The sequence below is a fragment of the Nonomuraea sp. NPDC050733 genome, assembly GCF_040654215.1.
Classification (GTDB): domain Bacteria; phylum Actinomycetota; class Actinomycetes; order Streptosporangiales; family Streptosporangiaceae; genus Nonomuraea.
In genome coordinates, this window is record NZ_JBFAHO010000012.1 from 59,013 (window position 1) to 80,109 (window position 21,097).

21 protein-coding genes are annotated in these 21,097 nt (G+C 72.7%); 16 read left to right on the plus strand and 5 right to left on the minus strand.

Translation table 11 applies throughout. From position 1 onward, the window contains the following. Window positions 1-22 precede the first annotated feature (22 nt). Window positions 23-1,174: a PrsW family intramembrane metalloprotease gene (locus AB0H64_RS21005; RefSeq protein ID WP_357626789.1), complete on the plus strand. Its 1,152-nt coding sequence runs from the start codon at window positions 23-25 to the stop codon at window positions 1,172-1,174. Here AB0H64_RS21005 and AB0H64_RS21010 read toward each other — a convergent pair. Beyond that, entirely contained in the window at window positions 1,146-1,871 is a 726-nt protein-coding gene (locus AB0H64_RS21010; RefSeq protein WP_357626792.1) for an ElyC/SanA/YdcF family protein, read from the minus strand. The two genes, AB0H64_RS21005 and AB0H64_RS21010, sit on opposite strands and share 29 nt — an antisense overlap. Window positions 1,872-1,933: 62 nt before the next feature. Then, entirely contained in the window at window positions 1,934-2,920 is a 987-nt protein-coding gene (locus tag AB0H64_RS21015; RefSeq protein WP_357626794.1) for a COX15/CtaA family protein, read from the minus strand. Window positions 2,921-3,056: 136 nt separating this feature from the next. Here AB0H64_RS21015 and AB0H64_RS21020 point away from each other — a divergent pair, with 136 nt between their 5' ends. From AB0H64_RS21020 to AB0H64_RS21030, 3 genes are read left to right on the plus strand one after another with little or no spacing between them, the layout of a single operon-like run. Beyond that, window positions 3,057-4,070, plus strand: a complete 1,014-nt coding sequence (locus AB0H64_RS21020; RefSeq protein ID WP_357626797.1) for a proline racemase family protein — start codon at window positions 3,057-3,059, stop codon at window positions 4,068-4,070. A 3-nt stretch (window positions 4,071-4,073) separates the two neighbouring features. Beyond that, the gene (locus AB0H64_RS21025) at window positions 4,074-5,090 is read left to right on the plus strand and encodes an ornithine cyclodeaminase family protein (RefSeq protein WP_357626799.1); all 1,017 of its coding nucleotides are present in this window, start codon (window positions 4,074-4,076) and stop codon (window positions 5,088-5,090) included. A 4-nt stretch (window positions 5,091-5,094) separates the two neighbouring features. Further along, a complete protein-coding gene (locus AB0H64_RS21030) occupies window positions 5,095-5,805 on the plus strand; it encodes a GntR family transcriptional regulator (protein ID WP_357626800.1) in 711 nt (236 codons plus the stop codon). Window positions 5,806-5,843: 38 nt separating this feature from the next. Here AB0H64_RS21030 and AB0H64_RS21035 read toward each other — a convergent pair whose 3' ends face one another. Further along, window positions 5,844-6,752, minus strand: a complete 909-nt coding sequence (locus tag AB0H64_RS21035; RefSeq protein WP_357626803.1) for a DMT family transporter — start codon at window positions 6,750-6,752, stop codon at window positions 5,844-5,846. Window positions 6,753-6,885: 133 nt separating this feature from the next. Here AB0H64_RS21035 and AB0H64_RS21040 point away from each other — a divergent pair, with 133 nt between their 5' ends. After that, the gene (locus AB0H64_RS21040; RefSeq protein WP_357626806.1) at window positions 6,886-8,079 is read left to right on the plus strand and encodes an MFS transporter; all 1,194 of its coding nucleotides are present in this window, start codon (window positions 6,886-6,888) and stop codon (window positions 8,077-8,079) included. Between the two features lie 28 nt (window positions 8,080-8,107). Here the strand turns inward: AB0H64_RS21040 and AB0H64_RS21045 are convergent, their stop codons facing one another. Both AB0H64_RS21045 and AB0H64_RS21050 read right to left on the minus strand, forming a co-directional pair. After that, on the minus strand, window positions 8,108-8,887 hold the full coding sequence (locus AB0H64_RS21045) for an ABC transporter permease (RefSeq protein WP_357626808.1): 780 nt from the start codon (window positions 8,885-8,887) through the stop codon (window positions 8,108-8,110). Then, the gene (locus tag AB0H64_RS21050; protein ID WP_357626811.1) at window positions 8,884-9,792 is read right to left on the minus strand and encodes an ABC transporter ATP-binding protein; all 909 of its coding nucleotides are present in this window, start codon (window positions 9,790-9,792) and stop codon (window positions 8,884-8,886) included. Before AB0H64_RS21050 ends, AB0H64_RS21045 begins: the two co-directional genes overlap by 4 nt. Window positions 9,793-10,023: 231 nt before the next feature. Here AB0H64_RS21050 and AB0H64_RS21055 point away from each other — a divergent pair, with 231 nt between their 5' ends. The 11 genes from AB0H64_RS21055 to AB0H64_RS21105 all read left to right on the plus strand — a co-directional run bounded on the left by AB0H64_RS21055 (window position 10,024) and on the right by AB0H64_RS21105 (window position 21,068). Beyond that, entirely contained in the window at window positions 10,024-10,800 is a 777-nt protein-coding gene (locus AB0H64_RS21055) for a VOC family protein (protein WP_357626814.1), read from the plus strand. A 239-nt stretch (window positions 10,801-11,039) separates the two neighbouring features. Beyond that, window positions 11,040-12,236, plus strand: coding sequence for a multidrug effflux MFS transporter (locus tag AB0H64_RS21060; RefSeq protein ID WP_357627086.1), 1,197 nt, complete (start codon window positions 11,040-11,042; stop codon window positions 12,234-12,236). An 82-nt stretch (window positions 12,237-12,318) separates the two neighbouring features. After that, window positions 12,319-13,029 carry a metalloregulator ArsR/SmtB family transcription factor gene (locus tag AB0H64_RS21065; RefSeq protein WP_357626817.1) on the plus strand — a complete coding sequence of 237 codons (711 nt, stop codon included), beginning with the start codon at window positions 12,319-12,321 and terminating at the stop codon, window positions 13,027-13,029. Next, complete coding sequence (gene sufB / locus AB0H64_RS21070; RefSeq protein WP_357626820.1) at window positions 13,026-14,438, plus strand: Fe-S cluster assembly protein SufB; 1,413 nt, start codon at window positions 13,026-13,028, stop codon at window positions 14,436-14,438. The genes AB0H64_RS21065 and sufB overlap by 4 nt, the downstream gene beginning before the upstream one ends. Then, window positions 14,438-15,562: a Fe-S cluster assembly protein SufD gene (gene sufD, locus AB0H64_RS21075; RefSeq protein ID WP_357626823.1), complete on the plus strand. Its 1,125-nt coding sequence runs from the start codon at window positions 14,438-14,440 to the stop codon at window positions 15,560-15,562. The genes sufB and sufD overlap by 1 nt, the downstream gene beginning before the upstream one ends. After that, window positions 15,559-15,876: a non-heme iron oxygenase ferredoxin subunit gene (locus AB0H64_RS21080; RefSeq protein WP_357626826.1), complete on the plus strand. Its 318-nt coding sequence runs from the start codon at window positions 15,559-15,561 to the stop codon at window positions 15,874-15,876. Before sufD ends, AB0H64_RS21080 begins: the two co-directional genes overlap by 4 nt. Before the next feature lie 4 nt (window positions 15,877-15,880). Next, window positions 15,881-16,627 (plus strand): Fe-S cluster assembly ATPase SufC, encoded by a 747-nt coding sequence (gene sufC / locus AB0H64_RS21085; RefSeq protein ID WP_357626828.1) that lies wholly within the window; start codon window positions 15,881-15,883, stop codon window positions 16,625-16,627. After that, window positions 16,624-17,919, plus strand: coding sequence for a cysteine desulfurase (locus AB0H64_RS21090; protein WP_357626831.1), 1,296 nt, complete (start codon window positions 16,624-16,626; stop codon window positions 17,917-17,919). Before sufC ends, AB0H64_RS21090 begins: the two co-directional genes overlap by 4 nt. Window positions 17,920-17,921: 2 nt before the next feature. Beyond that, complete coding sequence (sufU, locus tag AB0H64_RS21095) at window positions 17,922-18,362, plus strand: Fe-S cluster assembly sulfur transfer protein SufU (protein ID WP_357626834.1); 441 nt, start codon at window positions 17,922-17,924, stop codon at window positions 18,360-18,362. Next, window positions 18,359-18,718, plus strand: coding sequence for a metal-sulfur cluster assembly factor (locus AB0H64_RS21100; RefSeq protein ID WP_357626837.1), 360 nt, complete (start codon window positions 18,359-18,361; stop codon window positions 18,716-18,718). The genes sufU and AB0H64_RS21100 overlap by 4 nt, the downstream gene beginning before the upstream one ends. A gap of 394 nt (window positions 18,719-19,112) precedes the next feature. Further along, window positions 19,113-21,068, plus strand: coding sequence for a DEAD/DEAH box helicase (locus tag AB0H64_RS21105; RefSeq protein WP_357626839.1), 1,956 nt, complete (start codon window positions 19,113-19,115; stop codon window positions 21,066-21,068). The last annotated feature ends 29 nt before the right edge of the window (window positions 21,069-21,097 follow it).

Consider the following 21,097-nt stretch of genomic DNA (forward strand, 5'->3'; position numbering starts at 1 on the left):
CGTGATCCGTTAAAGTCACCCTATGACGTCCCGTGATCCACGCTGGGTGTTGAAGGACCGCCCGTCGTTCGCGTTGATCACCGGGTTGGTCGTCACCGGCATCTGCGCCCTCGTCTCGTTCTCCTTCGACGTGATCAACGGCGCGCCCGTGCAGTTCTTCATCGCGCTCGTGCTGGCCCTGGCGCCCGTGCCGCTGCTGCTGGCCGCCGTGCTGGCGCTCGACCGGATGGAGCCCGAGCCGCGCAGCAACCTGGTCTTCGCCTTCGCCTGGGGCGCCGGCGTCGCCGTGCTGGTCGCCGGTCTGATCAACTCGCTCAACCTGCACTACATCATCGACACCTCCAACCTGTCCGCGGCCAGCGCCCGCAACCTCACCGCCACCTTCGGCGCCCCCGTGGTCGAGGAGACCATGAAGGGCCTGGTGCTGCTCGGGCTGCTCAGGTTCCGTCGGGCCGAGCTCGACGGGCCCACCGACGGCGTCATCTACGCCAGCATGGTGGGCCTCGGCTTCGCGATGAGCGAGAACGTCAGCTACTACGTCCAGGCGCTCAACTCCGAGGCCGGCGGCGTCGGCCTGGCCGTCACCGTGGTGCTGCGCGGGGTGCTGTCGCCGTTCGCGCATCCCCTGTTCACCTCGATGATCGGGGTGGCGGTCGCCTACGCCGCCCAGCGCCACGGGCCCGAGCGGGTGTTCTACATCCTGGCCGGCTGGACCGGGGCCATGGTCCTGCACGGCCTGTGGAACGGCATGGTGTCCTACGGCGGCTTCGCCGGCCTGGTCATCGCGTACGCGACGCTGCTGGTGGTGCTGGCCGTGCTGATCGCGGTGGTCTTCCGCGACCGGCGGCGCATCGTCGCGCTCCTGCAGCGCTACCTGCCGCCGTACGAGCCGACGCGGCTGGTCGACGCGGCCGACATCCGCATGCTGTCCGCGCTGCCCCGCCGGCGCAAGGCCCGGCAGTGGGCCAGGGCCTACGGCGGCAAGCGGGGGCTGCGCGCCATGCGCGACTACCAGCTCGCCGCCACCGAGCTGGGCCTGCTGCACGAGCGGGCCGCCCGCCACGTCGTCGACGAGCACGCCTTCCACGAGGAGCAGCGGGCCCTGCTGGAGATCATGAGCATGTCCCGCGCGCGGTTCCCGTCGATCAGCGGGAGCGCGCCAGGATCGTGGTGAGCGACGTCTCCCGCGGCCCCGGGAAGACCGGGTCGGAGTGGAGCAGCAGGGCGTCGGCGAGCCCCTTGGCGGTCGCCGCGAGCTCCCGGGTGGCGTAGACGTAGGTGGTGGCGGCCCACCGGCGGGTCGAGTCCTCGCCCACGCCGAACGTCTCCAGGCCCGCCGCCCGGCACAGCGAGACCGCGCGGGGCAGGTGGAAGGCCTGGGTCACCACGGTCACCCGGGCGGCGCCGAACACCCGGCGGGCCCGCACGCAGGAGTCCCAGGTGTCGAAGCCGGCGTAGTCCAGCACCATGACGTCGTCCGGCACCCCGCGGGCGCGCAGGTACGCGGCCATCGCCGACGGCTCGTCGTAGTCCTTCCTGCTGTTGTCGCCTGACAGGAGCACGGCCTTGACCTTGCCCGTGCGGTACAGCCGGGCGGCGATGTCGAGCCGGCCGGCCAGCATGCCGGTGGGCCTGCCCTGGTACAGGCCGGCGCCGAGCACGAGCGCGGTGTCGGCGGCGGGCACCCGCGCCTCCCAGCCCGGGGCGCCGGCCACCGCGCGGTGCGGGGCGCTGCCGAGCCAGGCCCAGGTCATCGGGGCCAGCGCGAGCACGCTGACCAGCACCGACCCCTGGTAGGCCCGCCGCAGCGTCTTCCGGGAGGGGCGGCGCAGCCGCGAGGACTTCCCGAAGGAGCGGACGAACTGCCGCAAAACGGCACCTCACATCGGTGGGGGAGTGGCCGACTTCTCACCCCATACCCTGGCATAACCGATCAGTGGACGGCGGCCACTTCGGTGGGGGAGGGGGCGGGCGCCTCCTCGACCGGGCCGCGCACGCGCAGGGCGGTGACGGCGCGCAGCGCGAAGATCCACACCAGGGTCGCGCCGAGGACGTGCAGCCCCACCAGGAACGCGGGCACGGCCAGGAAGTACTGGACGTAGCCGATCACGCCCTGGAGCAGCTCGATCCCGAGCAGGGCCAGCGCCGCCCGGCGGGCCGGGCGAGGCGCGTCGGTGACGTGCAGCGCGAACGCCAGCGCGAACGACAGCCCCACCACCAGGTACGCGACGTCGGCGTGCAGCCGCACCACGCTCTCGATGTCGAGGTCGAAACGCGAGGCCAGGACGTCGCCCGAATGCGGGCCCGTGCCGGTCACGACCACCCCGGCCAGCAGGAGGACGGACACCGCGGCGATCAGGACGTGGCCGAGCCGGCGGATGTCGCGGTGGACCACCCGCCGCACCGGGCCGTCGCCCTCGCCGATGCGCCGGTAGAGCATCCAGCACGCGGCGACCAGCGCGATCGAGATGAGGAAGTGCACGCTCACCGTGAACGGGTTGAGCATGGTCCTGACCACCAGGCCGCCCCACAGGGCCTGCGCCAGCACGCCCAGCGGCTGGAGCAGGGCCAGCCCGAGCACCGAGCGGCGGCGCGGCGCCAGCCGCAGCGCCGACAGCACGCAGGCCACCCCCACCGCCAGCACGAGGAACGTGACCAGCCGGTTGCCGAACTCGACGAGCATGTTGGCCATCGCGACCTCGGGATGCGGCACCGGCACGAAGCTGTCGGGCGTGCACCTCGGCCAGGTCGGGCAGCCGAGGCCGGAGCCGGTGACGCGCACCGCGGCGCCGCTCACGGTGATGCCGGCGTTGGCCGCCACGGACGCCAGCGCCCACGCCCGGAACGACGTCGCCGTGGGCGCCCAGGGCGACAGCAGGCTCCGGACGAGAGGGTTCGGGTGGTCCGTGGGTACCTTCACGTCATCGATGGTAGGGGCCGTACCGGCCGGTCCCGCCACCGGGGAACGCCTTCTCAAGCCTGGCGGTATGTGACACATTACTGACGGCGCGGCCATCCGCGCAGGAGCGCCCGAGCCCCGGTCTGGAGGACTGGTCATGACCCATCGCCGCAAGCCAGGACAGGGCGAGGACGGCGTGGTCACCACGGTCGACTACCACACCGGCGGCGAGCCGTTCCGCGTCGTCACCGGCGGCGCGCCCGAGATCCCCGGCGCGACCGTGCTCGACCGCCGCGAGCACGCGCGCCGCCCCGGCGGCGAGGCCGACAGGGTGCGGCGGCTGCTCTGCCACGAGCCGCGCGGCCACGCCGACATGTACGGCTGCTTCCTCGTCCCTCCGGACGACCCGGGAGCCCACCTCGGGGCGCTGTTCTGGCACAAGGACGGCTTCTCCACCGCCTGCGGGCACGGCACGATCGCGCTCGGCGTCCACGCCGTCCGCGAGGGCCTGGTGCCCGCCGCGCCCGACGGGGAGACCGACGTCGTGGTGGACGTGCCGTCGGGGCGCGTCACCGCCCGGGTCCGCCGCGCGGCCGGGCGGATCGAGGCCGTCACGTTCGTCGGCGTCCCGTCGTTCGTGCTCGCCCGCGGCGTCCCCGCGGACGGCACCCGCGTGGACCTCGCCTACGGCGGCGCCGTCTACGCCAGCCTGCCGGCCCGCGCCGCGGGGCTGGAGGCGCGGCCCGAGCACCTGACCGGGCTGATCGCCCGCGCCCGCCGCATCAAGCGGGCCCTGGAGGGGCACCCGGCCACGCGGCACCCCGAGGACGAGCGCCTCTCCGGCGTCTACGGCGTGATCTTCCACGACGACCTGCCCGGCGGTGACGGCCACGTCCGTCAGCGCAACGTCACCGTCTTCGCCGACGGCGAGGTGGACCGCTCGCCGTGCGGCTCCGGCACGGCCGCGCGCCTGGCGCTCCTGCACGACGACGGCGTCCGCGAGCCGCTGATCCACGACAGCGTCGTGGGCTCCACCTTCCGGGCCCGCGTCGCCCGGGTCACGGGGGAGGGGGTGGTGCCGGAGGTCGAGGGCATGGCGTACCGCACCGGCCGGCACGCCTTCGAGCTGGATCCGGACGACCCGCTCGGCACCGGGTTCGTGCTGAGGTGACGCGTGCCGGATGATCTGACCATGGACCTCCAGCCCAGTCCCGCCCCGTCCGCCGCGACGCTGCCGTACCTCGACGCGGGCACGCTGCGACGGCTGGTGCCCGTCGCGCGGGCGGTGAGCATCCTGGAGCAGGCGCTGCGGGCCGGGCTGGACCCCGAGGACACGCCCCTGCGCACCGCCGCGGACCTGCCCGGCGGCCAGCTCCTGCTGATGCCCGCCGCCGCGGGCCGGTACGCGGGGGTCAAGGCCGTCACCGTCGCACCGGGCAACGCCGAGCGCGGGCTGCCCCGCATCCAGGGGACCTACCTGCTGTTCGAGGGCGGCACGCTGACGCCGCTGGCCGCCCTCGACGGGGTCGCGCTCACCTCGCTGCGCACCCCGGCCGTCTCCGCGCTGGCCGTGCGCCACCTGGCCGAGCCGGACGCGCGCGACCTGCTGGTCTTCGGGACGGGGCCGCAGGCGTACGGGCACGTCGAGGCGCTCGCCGCGGTACGCCCCGTCGAGACCGTCACCGTCGCCGGTCGCGACGCCGCCCGCGCCGAGGCGCTGGCCGCCCACTGCCGTGAGCTGGGCCTGCGCGCCCGCGCCCTGCCCGTGACGGGCTCCGCCCCGGAGCCGGATGCGCTGCGCGAGGCGCTCTCCCGGGCCGACCTCGTCGCCTGCTGCACCACCGCCCGGCTGCCGCTGTTCCCCGGCGCCCTGCCCCGCGACGGCGCCACCGTCGTCGCCGTCGGCTCCCACGAGCCCGGCGCCCGCGAGCTCGACGACGAGCTCGTCGCCCGCGCCACCGTGGTCGTCGAGGCCCGCTCCTCCGCCCTGGTCGAGGCGGGGGACGTGATGGCGCCGATCCGCCACGGTACGATCACCACTGGTCATCTCGCCGGAAACCTCGCCGAGCTGATCGCCGGCCGGGTCGCCGTGGGTCCCGGGCCCCGCGTCTTCAAGAGCACGGGCATGGCGTGGGAGGACCTGGTGGTGGCGGCCGCCGCGTACGAGGCGTGGGACGTAGCGAAGGGATGAGCGCATGGGCGCGGAGCACCGGCTCGACCTGCCGGCCGTCGGAGAGCGGCAGAGCCTGCGCGAGCAGGTGGCCCACGCGCTGCGCGCCGCGCTGGTCACGGGCGAGATGCGCCCTGGGGTGGTGTACTCCGCGCCCGCGCTGGCGCAGCAGTTCGGCGTCTCGGCCACGCCCGTCCGCGAGGCGATGCTCGACCTGGCCAAGGAGGGCCTCGTCGAGGCCGTGCGCAACAAGGGCTTCCGGGTCGCCGAGCTGTCCGCCCGCGACCTGGACGAGCTGACCGAGCTGCGGCGGCTGATCGAGGTGCCGACCGTGACACGGCTGGCCGCCTGCGTCCCCGCCACGGGCTTCGCCCGGCTCCGGCCGCTGGCCGAGGAGATCGTGGCGGCCGCCGAGCGGGGCGACCTGCTCGCGTACGTGGACGCCGACCTGCGCTTCCACGTGGAGCTGCTGGCCCTGTCGGGCAACTCCCGCCTGGTGTCGATCGTCACGGACCTGCGCACCCGGGCCCGCCTGTACGGGCTGTCGACGCTGCCGGGCGACAAGCTGGCCGGGTCGGCGCGCGAGCACCTGGCCCTGCTCGACGCGCTGGAGGCGGGCGACCGCGACGCGGTGGGGCACCTCATGGCCGAGCACATCGGCCACGTCCGCGGCATCTGGGCCGGCCCCGGACAGACCGGCCCCGAGACCGCCGGCCCCGAGAGCACCGGCGCCTAGAACGTCCTGGAACGCCCCGCAGCGTTCGGGAGGCGGGCTCAGCGGGAGCGGGTGGCGCCCAGGCTCGCCGCCACGATGCAGGCGATGGCCGCCCACTGCTGCATGTGCAGCACCTCGCCCAGCACCACCAGCCCGATCATCGCCGCCACGGCCGGCTCCAGGCTCATGAGGATGCCGAACACGTGCTTGGGCATCCTCCGCAGCGCCTGCAGCTCCAGCGAGTACGGGATCACTGACGACAGCAGCCCCACCCCGAGCCCGATGAGCACCAGCTCCGGCTGGAGGAGGTCGGCCCCGCCCGTCGCGATGCCCACCGGCGCCACCACCACGGCCGAGACGATCATCGCGAACGACAGCCCCGACGTCCCGGGGAAGCGCCGCCCCGCCGCGGCCGACAGCACGATGTAGGCCGCCCAGCAGACGCCGGCCACCAGGGCGAACCCGATGCCGGCCCAGCTCACGCTCTGCGACTGGCCCCACGGCGCGAGCAGCACCACGCCCAGCCCGGCCAGCCCGACCCACAGCAGGTCCAGCCGCCGCCGCGACGCGGCCACGGCCACGCCGAGCGGGCCGAGGAACTCGATCGCCACCGCGATCCCCATCGGCAGCCGCGACAGCGCCTCGTAGAACGACAGGTTCATCAGGCCGAGCGTCGCCCCGAAGCCGAGCCCGACCGCCCAGTGCCGCCAGGACATCCCCCGGAGCTTCGGCCGGGCCACCGCGCCCATGATGATCGCGCCCGCCGTGATGCGCAGGAACACCACCGCGCTCGGCGGCAGCGCCGCGAACAGCTCCTTGGCGAACCCCGCGCCGAGCTGCACGGAGAAGATCGCCAGCAGGACGAGCCCCGACGGCGGTATGGAGTCGGCCGCGGAGCGCAGGAGACTTCCCGGCCGCGGCACTCCGGAGCTGCGGTCGAAGGGGTCGTCGAGGGCGAAGGCGGTCACGGTACTCCTCGGGGAGCTGGTCAGGCGCGGCCTGAACAGGGCGATAGCTGAGGATAGTCGCCGACCTCGACATTTCCCCACTTGGGGTGGTAGGACGAATGTCCCGAACACCTCCCCGTCCCGCGTTGGAGACATGACCGCACCCGCTCCGCCCGTCACCCTGGTGCGGCCGCCGTTCGCCTTGTCCGCCGCCTCCTTCGTCAGCAGCTTCGACCGCTTCGCCGTCGGCCCCATGCTGGTGCTGATCGCCCTGGACCTGCGCGTCACGCTCGCCGCGGCCGTCGCGGCGGCCAGCGGCTACTACCTCGCCTACGGCCTGTCCCAGCCGCTGTGGGGGGTGCTGTCCGACCGGTTCGGGCGCATGCCGGTGATGCGGGCCGCGCTGCTGGGCGCCACCGCGGCGGGCCTGGCCTCCGCGCTGATGCCCTCGCTCGTCCCGCTGGTCGCGCTCCGCGTCGTGGCGGGCGCCTGCTTCGGCGCCGTGATCCCCACCTCGCTCACGTACGTCGGCGACACCGTCGCGGCGCCGATCCGCCAGCGCGCCCTGACGGACCTCATGGGCACCGCCGCGCTCGGCACCGCCATGGCCACCGGCTTCGGCGGCGTGCTGGCCGACCTGGTGAGCTGGCGCGTCGTCTTCGTCACGGCCGCCCTGTGCGCCCTGGCCTGCGCGCTCGGCCTGCGCTCGGTGCCGGAGCCGTCCCGCGGCGCCGTCGGCGGGCTCGGCGCGCACGTGGGCGCGGTGCTGCGGGAGCGGTGGGCGCTGCTGGTGTTGGGGCTGGCGTTCGTGGAGGGAGCCGTCCTGCTGGGGCTGCTGCCGTTCCTGGCCACCGCGCTCCAGCACCACGGGGTCACGGCCGCCGTGGCGGGCCTGGCCACCGCGGTGTACGGGGTGGGGCTGTGGCTGCTCAGCCGGCTGGTCAAGCGGCTGTCGCGGCACTGGCCGGCGCCGCTGCTCATCGCGGTCGGCGGCGCGCAGCTCAGTCTCGGCCACGCGCTCGTCGCCGTCCACGTGAGCCTGGTGACGGTGATGGCGGCGGCGCTGCTGTTCGGCGGCGGCTGGTCGTTCATGCACTCGTCACTGCAGAACTGGGCGACCTCCGTCGCGCCCCATGCCAGGGGGACGGCCGTGGCGTTCTTCGCGGCGGCGCTGTTCATCGGCGGGGCGGCCTCGTCCTGGGCGGGCGGGCCGCTCGCCGGTGACGGGTCGTACGGGCTGCTGTTCGCCGTGGCGGCGGCGGTGGCGCTGCCGCTGACGGCGGTCGCCGTCGTGGGCCGCCACAGGTACGGCACGCCCCCGCCGGACGCCCCGCCGTCCCCGGCCTGACCAGGCTCGGCCGTACGGCGTGAGAGCGTCACTCCCAGCGGAACGTGCGCGAGGCCAGCCCGAGGCACAGCACCGCCCACGCGGCCAGCACCCCCAGCGCGCCCAGCGGGAGCGCTCCGCCCGACAGCACCGTCCGCAGCCCCCCGGTGAGCGCCGAGATGGGCAGCACCTCCAGCGCCGGCCGCACCGCCTCCGGCAGCTTCGACAGCGGGAACATCACCCCGCCCGCACCCAGCAGCACCAGGTAGACGAGGTTGGCCGCGGCCAGCGTCGCCTCGGCCCGCAGCGTACCGGCCATGAGCAGGGCGAGCCCGCTGAAGGCCGCCGTGCCCAGCACCACGAGCAGCGCCGCCGCCGCGAACGACCCGTGCGGCCGCCACCCGAGCGCCAGCCCCACCGCCGTGACCACCACGACCTGGATGAGCTCCACCACGAGCACCGCCGCCGTCTTGGCCAGCATGAGCCCGGCCCGCGACAACGGGGTCGCGCCGAGCCGCTTCAGCACGCCGTAGCGCCGCTCGAACCCGGTCGCGATCGCCTGCCCGGTGAACGCCGTGGACATGACCGCCAGCGCGAGCACGCCCGGGGCCAGGAACGCCACCCGGCTGCCCCCGCCCACGTCGATGAGCGGCGCCACCGTGAACCCGGCGAGCAGCAGCACCGGGATGACGAGGGTGAGCAGGAGCTGCTCGCCGTTGCGCAGCGTCGCGCGCACCTCCGCGCCGGCCTGGGCGAGCACCATGCGCGGGAACGGCGCCGCCCCCGGCGCGGGCGTGAGGTCCAGCGTGGTCGTGTGCGGCGCCGTCATCGCAGCTCCCTGCCCGTCAGTTCCAGGAAGACGTCCTCCAGTGTGCGGCGCTCGATGCGCAGGTCGTCGGCCGTGACGCCCTCGGCCGCGCACCAGGCGGTCACGGTGGCCAGCAGCTCCGGGCCCACCTGCCCCTCGACGATGTAGTGGCCGGCCGGCGACTCCTTGGCCGCGCTGCCCGACGGCAGGGCGTTGAGCAGCTCCTCCAGCGCCAGCCCGGGGCGGGCGCGGAAGCGGAGCTGCCGCTCGGCGCCGGTCAGCGCCGCCGGGCTGCCCTCGGCCACCACCCGTCCGCCGTCGATGATCACGACGTGGTCGGCCAGCCGCTCGGCCTCGTCCATGTGGTGCGTGGTGAGCACCACCGAGACGCCCGCCGCGCGCAGGTCGGCCACGAGGTCCCAGCAGGCGTGCCGGGCCTGCGGGTCGAGCCCGGCCGTCGGCTCGTCGAGGAACACCAGCTCCGGCCGCCCGACGACCGCCGCGGCCAAAGACAGCCGCTGCTGCTGCCCGCCCGACAGCCGGCGGTACGGGGTGCGGGCGTGGGCGGCCAGGCCCAGCCGTACGAGCAGGGCCTCGACGTCGAGGGGACGGGCGTAGAAGCGGGACACCAGGCGCAGCCACTCGCCGCAGCGCGTCGCGGGCGGCACGCCGCCCGACTGGAGCATGACCCCCACCCGGGGCCGCAGCGCGGGGGCGTCGGGCGGCAGGCCCAGCACCCGCACGGTGCCCCCGTCGGCCTTGCGGAACCCCTCGCAGATCTCCACCGTGGACGTCTTGCCCGCGCCGTTGGGCCCGAGCACGGCCGTCACCGCGCCGCGGCCCGCGCGCAGCGACAGGCCGTCGACCGCGGTCGTGCCGTCGTAGCGCTTGACCAGGCCGATGATCTCGACGGCTGGGGAGTCCATGGCCACGAGTCTAAGGACTGCGGGGAGCGGTCTCGTGCGCAGCCCGGCCGCCGGTCGATCATCTGTCCGGGCACCCGCCGCGCACCGGCCCGGCCACTGGCCGGATATGGCCACCTGTTTGCCCGGCGTTTCCCGGCAGGGGCACGGGCCGGGTGAAAGTCTGATGAGGGGGAGAGCCGGGCGGCCGTTGACGGCGACGGCGGCCCGGCGAGGACGGCAAGGAGGGTTCCCATGTCAGAGCGCAGCGCCTACGAGCCGGGTGTCCCGTGCTGGGTGGATCTGTCGAGTCCCGACGTCGTCGCGTCGGTGCGCTTCTACGGCGAGGTCTTCGGCTGGCGGGCCGAGATGGCCGGCGACCCGGAGGCCGGGGGCTACGGCCAGTTCTTCCACGGCGACAAGCGGGTCGCCGGCGTGGGCCCCCTGCACGGCGAGGTCATGCCGCCCCACTGGAACACCTATGTCGCCGTCGAGGACGCCGACGCGACCGTCGACCGGGTCAAGAACGCCGGCGGGGCGGTCGTCGCCGGGCCGATGCAGGTCATGGAGGAGGGCCGGATGGCGGTCCTCCAGAGCCCGGACGGCGCGTACGCGTCGATCTGGCAGGCGGGCCGCCACCACGGCGCCGAGCTGGTCAACGAGCCGGTCTCGTTCTGCTGGGCCGAGCTGGTCACCCGCGACCCCGGGGCGGCGGAGCGGTTCTACCGGTCGGTGTTCGGCTGGACCCCGCAGCCGCAGCAGATGGACGGCGTCACCTACACCGAGTGGCACTCCGGCGACCGGGGCGTCGCCGGCATGATCGAGATGGGCCCCATGTACCCGCCGGAGACGCCGTCGCACTGGATGGTCTACTTCGCGGTCGCCGACCTCGACGCGACCATCGAGGCGGCCCGGCGCGGCGGCGCGCAGATCCTCGTGGACTCCATGGACTCTCCGCCGGGCCGGTTCGGGATGCTCGCGGACCCGCAGGGGGCGGCCCTGTCGGTGATCCAGCTCATCGAGAATCAGTAAAAAACAGATGACCGGGAATTAGGAGGACTTTACCGCTGTTCAACTCCCTCGGCCCTCGTGGGCCGCAGCCCGCGAGGGAGAGGGGTACACGTATGTCCGTGGCGCCGGCGGCATCGGACGCATCAGCGTCGTCCGAATCCGGGTCGTCCGAATCCGGGTCGTCCGTATCCGGGTCGTCGACAGCATCCGGACCGGCGGGGATCGAGGGGGAGGACCGCCCGGCGAGGCGGGGCACCGCCCTGCTCCTGTTCGTGCTCGGCGCGCTGTCGGCCATCGGCCCGCTGTCCATCGACATGTACCTGCCCGCGCTGCCCGCCATCACCGGCGAGCTGCTCAGCACGCCCGCCCAGGTCCAGCTCACGCTGACCGCCTGCCTCATCGGCGTCTCGGCCGGCCAGGTGGTCGCCGGGCCCGTGAGCGACGTGCGCGGGCGCAGGATGCCGCTGCTCGTCGGGGTCGCCGGGTTCGCGCTGTCCTCGCTGCTGTGCGCGTTCGCGCCGTCCGTGCCCGTGCTCATCGGGCTGCGGCTGCTGCAGGGCGTGCTCGGCGGCGCGGCCCTGGTGATCGTCCGCGCCGTGGTGCGCGACCTGTACGACGGCGCCGCGATCGCCCGCATCTTCGCCACGCTCATGCTCGTCAGCGGCCTCGCGCCGATCCTCGCGCCCGTGGCCGGCGCCCAGCTGCTGGAGTTCACCTCGTGGCGGGGCGTGTTCGTCGCGCTCAGCGTCGCCGGGGTGGTGTTGCTGCTGGCCGTGGTCTTCGGGGTGCGCGAGACCCTGCCGGCGGGAAGCCGGGAGAGCGGCGGCCTGCGGAACACCCTGCGCACCTTCGGCCGGCTGCTGGGCGACCGCCCGTTCATGGGCTCCGCCCTGACGGCCGGGCTGGGGTTCGCCGCGATGTTCGCCTACATCTCCGGGTCGCCGTTCGTGATCCAGGAGGTGTACCACGCCACGCCCTCGCAGTACTCCCTCATCTTCGGGCTCAACGCGCTCGGACTGACCCTCATGGCGCAGGTCGGCGGGCGGCTCGCGGGCCGGGTGGCGCCGGCGCGGCTGGTCTTCACCGGCCTGGCCGTCGCCGTCACGGGCGCCGCGCTGCTGCTGGCGGCCGCGGCCACCGGGCTCGGGCTGGCCGGGATCGTGGCGGGACTCTTCGTCATCATGTGCGGGCAGGGCCTCGTCCTCCCGGGCACCGGCGCGCTCGCCCTGGCCGGGCAGCCGCCGCAGGTCGCGGGCAGCGCCTCGGCCCTGCTCGGGGTGCTCCAGTTCGCGCTGGGCGCGCTGGCGGCCCCGCTGGTGGGTCTCGTGGGGTCCGGCTCGGCGACGCCGATGGCCGCCGTCATACTGGCGCTGCTCGTCCTCGCGGCCCTCGTCTTCACCCTGCTGCGGGGACGGCCGCGGGAGTCCCTCCAGGCCGCCGACCAGGGCATTAGGTAAGCCTTACCTGAGTGAGAAATTGCATTGACCCATTCCCCGGATCCATTTGTGGGACGGGAAGGAATTACGGCACACTGATGTTGTGAAAAACGTGCCCACCACGATCGAGCCAGGCAGCGAGCGCAGCACGCGTGCGCGCGTGGCCCGGCTCATCCTGGAGCACGGTCCCGTCGCGGCCGCCGCGCTGGGCGAACGGCTCGGGCTGACCCCGGCCGCCGTCCGCCGCCATCTCGACGCGTTGCTGTCCGACGGGATGATAGAGCCTCGCACGGTACGGCCACGCGGCCAGCGCGGGCGGGGGCGACCGGCCAAGCTGTTCGCCATCACCGACGCGGGGCGCAGTGCCTTCGAGCACGCCTATGACGACCTGGCCGGGAGCGCCCTGCGCTTCCTGGCCGAGCGCATGGGGGGCGAAGCGGTGACCGACTTCGCCCGCACGCAGGTCTCCGGCCTGCTGCGGCGGCTGGAGCCGGTCATGAGCTCGGTGCCCCCGGAGCGGCGCGTCGAGGTGCTGGCGCAGGCGCTCTCCGCGGAGGGCTACGCCGCCTCCTCCACCAAGGCCAAGTCGGGCGGTGACCAGCTCTGCCAGCACCACTGCCCCGTGGCGCACGTGGCGGCGGAGTTCCCGCAGCTCTGCGAGGCCGAGACGGAGGCGTTCGCGCGACTCCTCGGCACCCCCGTGCAGCGCCTGGCCACGATCGCCCACGGCGACGGGGTCTGCACCACGCACGTCAGCCCGCAATCGCTGGGTGATCCCGTACATAGAGACAAGAGCAAGGAGACCGGAAGGTGACTGTCACCGACCGCCCGGAGCTGGAAGGCCTCGGGAATTACAAGTTCGGCTGGGCCGACCCGGATGCCGCCGGAGCGGCGGCCAAGCGCGGCCTGTCCGAGGAAGTCGTGCGCAACATCTCCGCGCTCAAGAACGAGCCGGAGTGGATGCTCGACCTTCGCCTGAAGGGCCTCCGCCTGTTCGACAAGAAGCCGCTGCCCACCTGGGGTTCCGACCTCACCGGCATCGACTTCGACAACATCAAGTACTTCGTCCGCTCGACGGAGAAGCAGGCCGCCTCCTGGGACGAGCTGCCCGCGGACATCAAGAACACCTACGACAAGCTGGGCATCCCCGAGGCGGAGAAGCAGCGCCTCATCGCCGGCGTCGCAGCGCAGTACGAGTCCGAGGTCGTCTACCACAAGATCCGTGAGGACCTCGAGGAGAAGGGCGTCATCTTCGTCGACACCGACACGGGCCTGAAGGAGCACGAGGAGCTCTTCAAGGAGTACTTCGGCTCGGTCATCCCGGTCGGCGACAACAAGTTCGCCGCTCTCAACACCTCCGTGTGGTCCGGTGGCTCGTTCATCTACGTGCCGCCGAACGTCGAGGTCGAGATCCCGCTCCAGGCCTACTTCCGGATCAACACCGAGAACATGGGCCAGTTCGAGCGGACCCTGATCATCGTGGACGAGAACTCCTACGTCCACTACGTCGAGGGCTGCACCGCGCCGATCTACTCGTCCGACTCGCTGCACTCCGCGGTCGTCGAGATCATCGTGAAGAAGAACGCCCGCTGCCGTTACACGACCATCCAGAACTGGTCGAACAACGTCTACAACCTGGTGACCAAGCGCGCCGTCGCCTACGAGGGCGCCACCATGGAGTGGATCGACGGCAACATCGGCTCCAAGGTCACGATGAAGTACCCGGCCGTCTACCTCATGGGCGAGCACGCCAAGGGCGAGACCCTGAGCGTCGCGTTCGCCGGCGAGGGCCAGCACCAGGACGCCGGCTCCAAGATGGTGCACCTGGCGCCCCACACCAGCTCCAGCGTCATCTCCAAGTCGGTGGCGCGCGGCGGCGGCCGCACCTCCTACCGCGGTCTCGTGCAGATCGAGGAGGGCGCCCACGGCAGCGCCAGCACCGTCAAGTGCGACGCGCTGCTCGTCGACCAGATCAGCCGCTCCGACACCTACCCCTACGTCGACGTCCGCGAGGACGACGTGTCGATGGGGCACGAGGCCACGGTCTCCAAGGTCAGCGAGGACCAGCTGTTCTACCTCATGAGCCGCGGGCTCGGCGAGGACGAGGCCATGGCGATGATCGTGCGCGGCTTCGTCGAGCCGATCGCGCGTGAGCTGCCGATGGAGTACGCGCTCGAGCTCAACCGGCTGATCGAGCTGCAGATGGAAGGAGCCGTCGGCTGATGGGCCTGAACGAGAAGCCCCTGTCGACCCTGCACGAGAGGGCGTCGTACGACCTGGCCGACTTCGACGTGCCCACCGGGCGCGAGGAGGCCTGGCGCTTCACCCCGCTGTCGCGCCTCAAGGGCCTGCACAACGGCAAGGCCCAGGTCAGCGGTCAGGTCGTCACCCAGGTCTACACGCCGGCCGGCGTGAGCGCCGAGTGGGTCGGCCGCGACGACGCGCGCGTCGGCAAGGCCTACGTACCGGCCGACCGGGTCAGCGCCCAGGCCTACAACACCTTCGAGAAGGCCCTGGTCGTCACCGTGCCTAAGGAGGCCACGCCCAGCGACCACATCAGCATCGAGCTGCGCGGCGGCGGCACCGACGGCGCCTCCTACGGCCACATCGTGATCAACGTGGAGCCGCTGGCCGAGGCCGTCGTCGTCATCGAGCATCAGGGCAGCGCCGTCTACGCCGACAACATCGAGTTCGTCGTCGGCGACGGCGCCTCCCTCAAGGTCGTCAGCCTCCAGGACTGGCAGAACGACGCGGTCCACGTGTCGCACCACCACGCCCAGCTCGCCAAGGACGCCACGTTCAAGAGCTTCGTGGTGACGCTCGGCGGCGACCTCGTCCGGCTGTCGCCCAGCGTGTCCTACACCGGCCCCGGCGGCGACGCCGATCTGTCCGGCGTGTACTTCGCCGACGCGGGCCAGCACCTGGAGCACCGCCTCCTGGTCGACCACTCGCAGCCCAACTGCAAGAGCAACGTCGACTACCGCGGCGCCCTGCAGGGCGAGAACGCCCACGCCGTCTGGATCGGCGACGTGATCATCAGGGTCGAGGCCGAGGGCACCGACACCTACGAGCTCAACCGCAACCTCATCCTCACCGACGGCGCCCGCGCCGACTCGGTGCCCAACCTGGAGATCCTCACCGGCGAGGTCGCCGGCGCGGGTCACGCCTCGACGTCGGGCCGCCTCGACGACGAGCACATCTTCTACCTCCAGGCCCGCGGCATCCCCTTCGACGAGGCGCGCCGCCTCGTCATCCGGGGCTTCCTCGGCCAGCTCATCGAGCGCATCCAGATCGACGAGATCCGCGAGCGCGTCATGAGCGCGGTGGAGGCGGAGCTCGCACGATGAGTTTCCAGAAGGTGTGCAGCGTCACCGACATCCCCGACGGCGGGGTGATCGGCGTCGAGGTCGACGAGACCCCGGTCGCGCTCGTCCGCAAGGGCGACGAGGTCTTCGCCCTGCACGACATCTGCTCCCACGCCGAGGTCAAGCTCAGCGAGGGGGAGGTCTACGACGGCACGCTGGAGTGCTGGCTGCACGGCTCGTGCTTCGACGTCCGGACCGGCAAGCCCACCGGCCCTCCCGCGACCAGGCCCGTGAACACCTACACAGTCAAGATCGACGGCGACGACGTCCTCGTCTCGCTCTCGAAGGAGTCATAAACACATGTCCACCCTTGAGATCCGTGACCTCCAGGTCGCCGTCGAGGACAAGGCGATCCTGCGCGGCGTCAACCTCACCGTGAGCTCCGGCGAGACCCACGCCATCATGGGCCCCAACGGCTCCGGCAAGTCGACCCTGGCCTACGCGATCGCCGGCCACCCCAAGTACACGATCACCGGCGGTCAGGTGCTGCTCGACGGCGTCGACCTGCTGGAGCTGTCGGTCGACGAGCGCGCCCGCGCCGGCCTGTTCCTCGCCATGCAGTACCCCGTCGAGGTCCCCGGCGTCTCGGTGTCCAACTTCCTGCGCTCGGCCGTCACCGCGGTGCGCGGCGAGGCGCCCAAGCTGCGCGAGTTCGCCAAGGACCTCAAGGGCGGCATGGACGCCCTGTCCATCGACGCGGCCTTCGCCCAGCGCAACCTCAACGAGGGCTTCTCCGGCGGTGAGAAGAAGCGCCACGAGATCCTCCAGCTCGAGCTGCTCAAGCCCAAGATCGCGGTGCTCGACGAGACCGACTCCGGCCTCGACGTCGACGCGCTGCGCGTGGTGTCGGAGGGCATCAACCGCTTCCGCGCCTCCGGCGAGACGGGCGTGCTGCTCATCACCCACTACACCCGCATCCTGCGCTACGTGAAGCCGGACTTCGTCCACGTCTTCGCGGCCGGCCGGATCGTCGAGGAGGGTGGGCCGGAGCTGGCCGACAAGCTCGAGGCCGAGGGCTACGAGCAGTACACGAAGGCGACTGCATGACTTATCCCACCAGCTTCGACGTGGAGAGGATCAGGAAGGACTTCCCGGTCCTCTCCCGCGAGCTGCCCGGCGGGCGCCCGCTCGTCTACCTGGACTCGGGCAACTCATCGCAGAAGCCCACGCCGGTCGTCGAGACGGTGCGCGAGCACCTGGCGATGCACTACAGCAACGTCGGGCGCGCCATGCACGTGCTCGGCGCCGAGTCGACCGAGGCGTACGAGAGCGCGCGCGACAAGGTGGCCGCGTTCATCGGCGCGCCCTCACGCGACGAGGTGATCTTCACCAAGAACGCGTCCGAGGCGCTCAACCTGGTCGCCCACGCCTTCGGGCCCCACCTGTGGACCCCGGGCGGCGAGGGCGCCGGCCAGGACGCCGACCCGCGCTTCGCGCTCGGCCCCGGCGACGAGATCGTCATCTCCGAGATGGAGCACCACTCCAACATCGTGCCGTGGCAGATGCTCGTGCAGCGCACCGGCGCGACGCTCAAGTGGTTCGGCGTCACCGACGAGGGCCGGCTCGACCTGTCGAACCTCGGCGAGCTGGTCACCGAGCGGACGAAGATCGTGTCGATCGCCCACCAGTCCAACGTGCTCGGCACCGTCAACCCGGTCGCCGACGTGCTGCGGCGCGCCCGCGAGGTGGGCGCCCTGGTGATGCTCGACGCCTCCCAGTCCGTGCCCCACCACCCCGTGAACGTCGCCGAGCTGGGCGTCGACTTCGTGGCCTTCACCGGCCACAAGATGCTCGGCCCCTCCGGCATCGGCGTGCTGTGGGGACGCGGCGAGCTGCTGGAGGCCATGCCCCCGTTCATGGGCGGCGGCGAGATGATCGAGGCGGTCTGGATGGACCACTCGACGTACGCGCCGATCCCGCACAAGTTCGAGGCCGGCACCCCGCCGATCGTCGAGGCCATCGGCCTCGGCGCGGCCGTCGACTACCTCCAGGGCGTCGGCCTGGACGCCATCGAGGCGCACGAGCGCACGCTCACGGCGTACGCGCTGGACGCGCTGCGCGAGGTGCCCACGCTGCGGCTCATCGGGCCCGACTCGCTGGAGCGGCGGGGCGCCACCCTGTCGTTCACGCTGGAGGGCATCCACCCGCACGACGTGGGGCAGATCCTCGACGACAGCTTCGGCGTCGCCGTGCGCGTCGGCCACCACTGCGCCCGCCCGCTGCACCTCAGGTTCGGAATACCGGCGACCACGCGGGCGTCGTTCTACCTGTACAACACCACGGGCGAGATCGACGCCCTGGTGCGCGGCCTCCACCACGTCCAGAAAGTGTTCGCATAGCCATGATCGGCGAGTCGATGTACCAGGAGCTGATCCTGGAGCACTACAAGCACCCGCAGGGGCGGGGGCTGCGTGAGCCGTACGACGCCGAGGTCCACCACGTGAACCCGACGTGCGGCGACGAGATCACGCTCCGGGTGAAGCTCGGCGACGCCGGCCGGATCGAGGACGTCTCCTACGACGGCCAGGGCTGCTCGATCAGCCAGGCCGCCGCGTCGGTCCTGCACGAGCTGACCGCCGGCTCCACGGTGGAGGAGACCCTGTCGGTCGTCGACGAGTTCACCCGGCTCATGCAGGGCAGGGGCCAGGTGGAGGCCGACGAGGACGTCCTCGGCGACGCTGTGGCGTTCGCCGGGGTCGCGAAGTTCCCGGCCAGGGTCAAGTGCGCGCTGCTGTCGTGGATGGCCTACAAGGACGCTGTAGTGAGGAGTGCCAGCAGATGAGCAAGCCGGTGGAGACGCCGACCGCGTTCGACGGTGAGGCCACCGTCGAGGAGGTCATGGAGGCGCTCAAGGACGTCGTCGACCCCGAGCTCGGCATCAACGTCGTCGACCTGGGCCTGATCTACGGCCTCAACCTCGACCCCGCCGAGGACGGCCGCCCCGTGGCCACCATCGACATGACGCTCACCAGTGCCGCCTGCCCGCTCACGGATGTGATCGAGGATCAGGCGCACTCCGCGCTCGATGGTATGGTCTCCGATGTGAAGATCAACTGGGTCTGGCTCCCGCCGTGGGGCCCGGACAAGATCACCGACGAGGGCCGTGAGCAGCTGCGTATGCTAGGCTTCAACGTCTGATCTCCTGACCTTCAGCATCAGTCAGCGGCATCAGTTCCAGCAGTACGTTCTGAGCACCATGTTTTGAGCAGTACGGCCGGCATCCCAGTGCCGGCCGCGCCCGTGCCGCGGTCCGAGAGCCGGACCGGTCGGGGAATACTCGATGTCTTCCCCGCGTTGGCACCACGTGCACCTGGCGCACCTTCATGTGCGTTAGCCGCCTGCGGCCGGCAAGCGGGTGCGCGTAGACGGCCCCGATGCGTGCCGGTGAGATCACCGGCCGGGCCTGTCCCCACCCCAGCGGGTGCCGATCACCCGCGCCTCGCAATGAGTGCGGCACGTAGCCGCACGTCCTGGCTCGTCCTTTCGCAGAAGTGACGCGCCACTTCGACTGAAAGGCACGACGTTCGTGACCATGCTTGACGCTGTCCTGCCCGAGCTCGCCCCCGAGCAGGGCGTGCCCACGCTCGCTCCCGAGCAGGGCATCTCCGAGTTCGAGCTGCTGGGTCTTCCCAAGCCGCTCGTGACCGGCCTGGCCCGCCAGGGCATCGACAGCCCCTTCCCCATCCAGACCGCGACCATCCCCGACGTCCTCACCGGCGCCGACGTCCTCGGCCGCGGCCAGACCGGCTCCGGCAAGACGCTCGCGTTCGGCCTGCCCACCATGGCCCGCCTGGCCGGCGTCCGGCCCGCGCCGGGCCGTCCGCGCGCGATGATCCTCGTTCCCACCCGCGAGCTGGCCCTCCAGGTCCACGACGCGCTGGAGCCGCTCGGCCGTGGTCTCGGCCTGCGGATGAAGGTCATCGTCGGCGGCATGTCCATGGGCAAGCAGATCGAGGCGCTGCGGCGCGGCGTCGACATCGTCATCGCCACGCCCGGCCGGCTCGGCGACCTCATCCGCCAGGGTGAGTGCTCGCTGTCCGACATCGAGGTGAGCGTCCTCGACGAGGCCGACCACATGTGCGACCTCGGCTTCTTCCCCGTCGTCACCGAGCTGCTCGCGCAGACCCCGGCCGGCGGGCAGCGGCTGCTGTTCTCCGCCACGCTCGACGGCGACGTCGACAAGCTCGTGCGGCGCTTCCTCAAGGACCCGATCACGCACTCCGTGGCCCCCGCGACCTCCCCGGTCGACACCATGGAGCACCACGTGATGCAGGTCACGCGTGACGACAAGTTCGACGTCACCGCCGAGATCGCCAACCGCGAGGGCCGCACGATCATCTTCGTCCGCACCCAGCACGGCGTGGACCGGCTGTGCAAGCAGCTGGCCCGGGTCGGCGTCAAGGCGGGCGGCCTGCACGGCGGCAAGCGCCAGAACCAGCGCACCCGCATCCTGGCCGAGTTCCGCGAGGGCTCCGTCAACGTGCTCGTCTGCACCGACGTCGCGGCCCGCGGCATCCACGTCGACAACATCAGCCTCGTGCTGCACGTCGACCCGCCGCAGGACCACAAGAGCTACCTCCACCGCGGCGGCCGCACGGCCCGCGCGGGCGAGAAGGGCACCGTCGTCACGCTGGTGCTGCCCAACGAGCGCCGCTCCACCGACCAGCTCACCCGCCGGGCCGGCATCCAGCCGTTCCGCCTCAAGGCCACCCCGGGCCACCCGCGGGTCGCCGAGGTGACGGGCGCCCGTGTCCCCAGTGGCGAGTCCATCCCCGTGTGGGAGCCCGACGTCCGCAAGCCGCTGCGGCCGCGCCGCGAGCACGGCAACGGCGGCGGGCAGGGCGGCGACCGTCGCGGCGGCGGCCGTCGCGGGCGCCGTGACTTCGACGGCGACCGGCGGCCCCGCCGCCACGACGACGGCGCTCCGGCCTCCGGCGGCGAGCAGGGCTCCGGCCCGCGCTCGTTCGGCGACGACCGTGGCCCGCGGGGCGGCGGCTTCCGCCGCGACGACCGTGGTCCGCGCGGCGGCGGCTTCCGCTCCGACGACCGCCCCTACCGTTCCGACGACCGCGGCCCCAGGGACGGCGGCTTCCGCTCCGACGAGCGCGGTCCGCGCGGCGGTGGCTACCGCGGCGACGGTCAGGGCTCGCGTGACGGCGGCTTCCGCTCCGACGAGCGGCCCGCCGGCGCCTCCGACCGTGGCCCCCGGGGCGGCGGTTTCCGCTCCGACGACCGTCCCTTCCGCTCTGACGAGCGCGGTCCGCGCGGCGGCGGCTACCGAGCCGACGACCGTGCCCCCCGCACCGGTGACCGTGGCCGGCCGTTCTCGGCCGACCGTGAGCGCAGCGTGCGCTCCGAGGACCGTCCCCGTGACGGCCACCGCTCGGCGGGCTACCGTGCCGACGACCGCGGTCCGCGTTCGGGCGGCTTCCGCTCCGAGGGCCGTGGCAACGGCTTCCGCTCGGGTGAGCGCCGCTACGGCCGCTGACCCGCGCACCATCCTCGACGGCCCGCCGT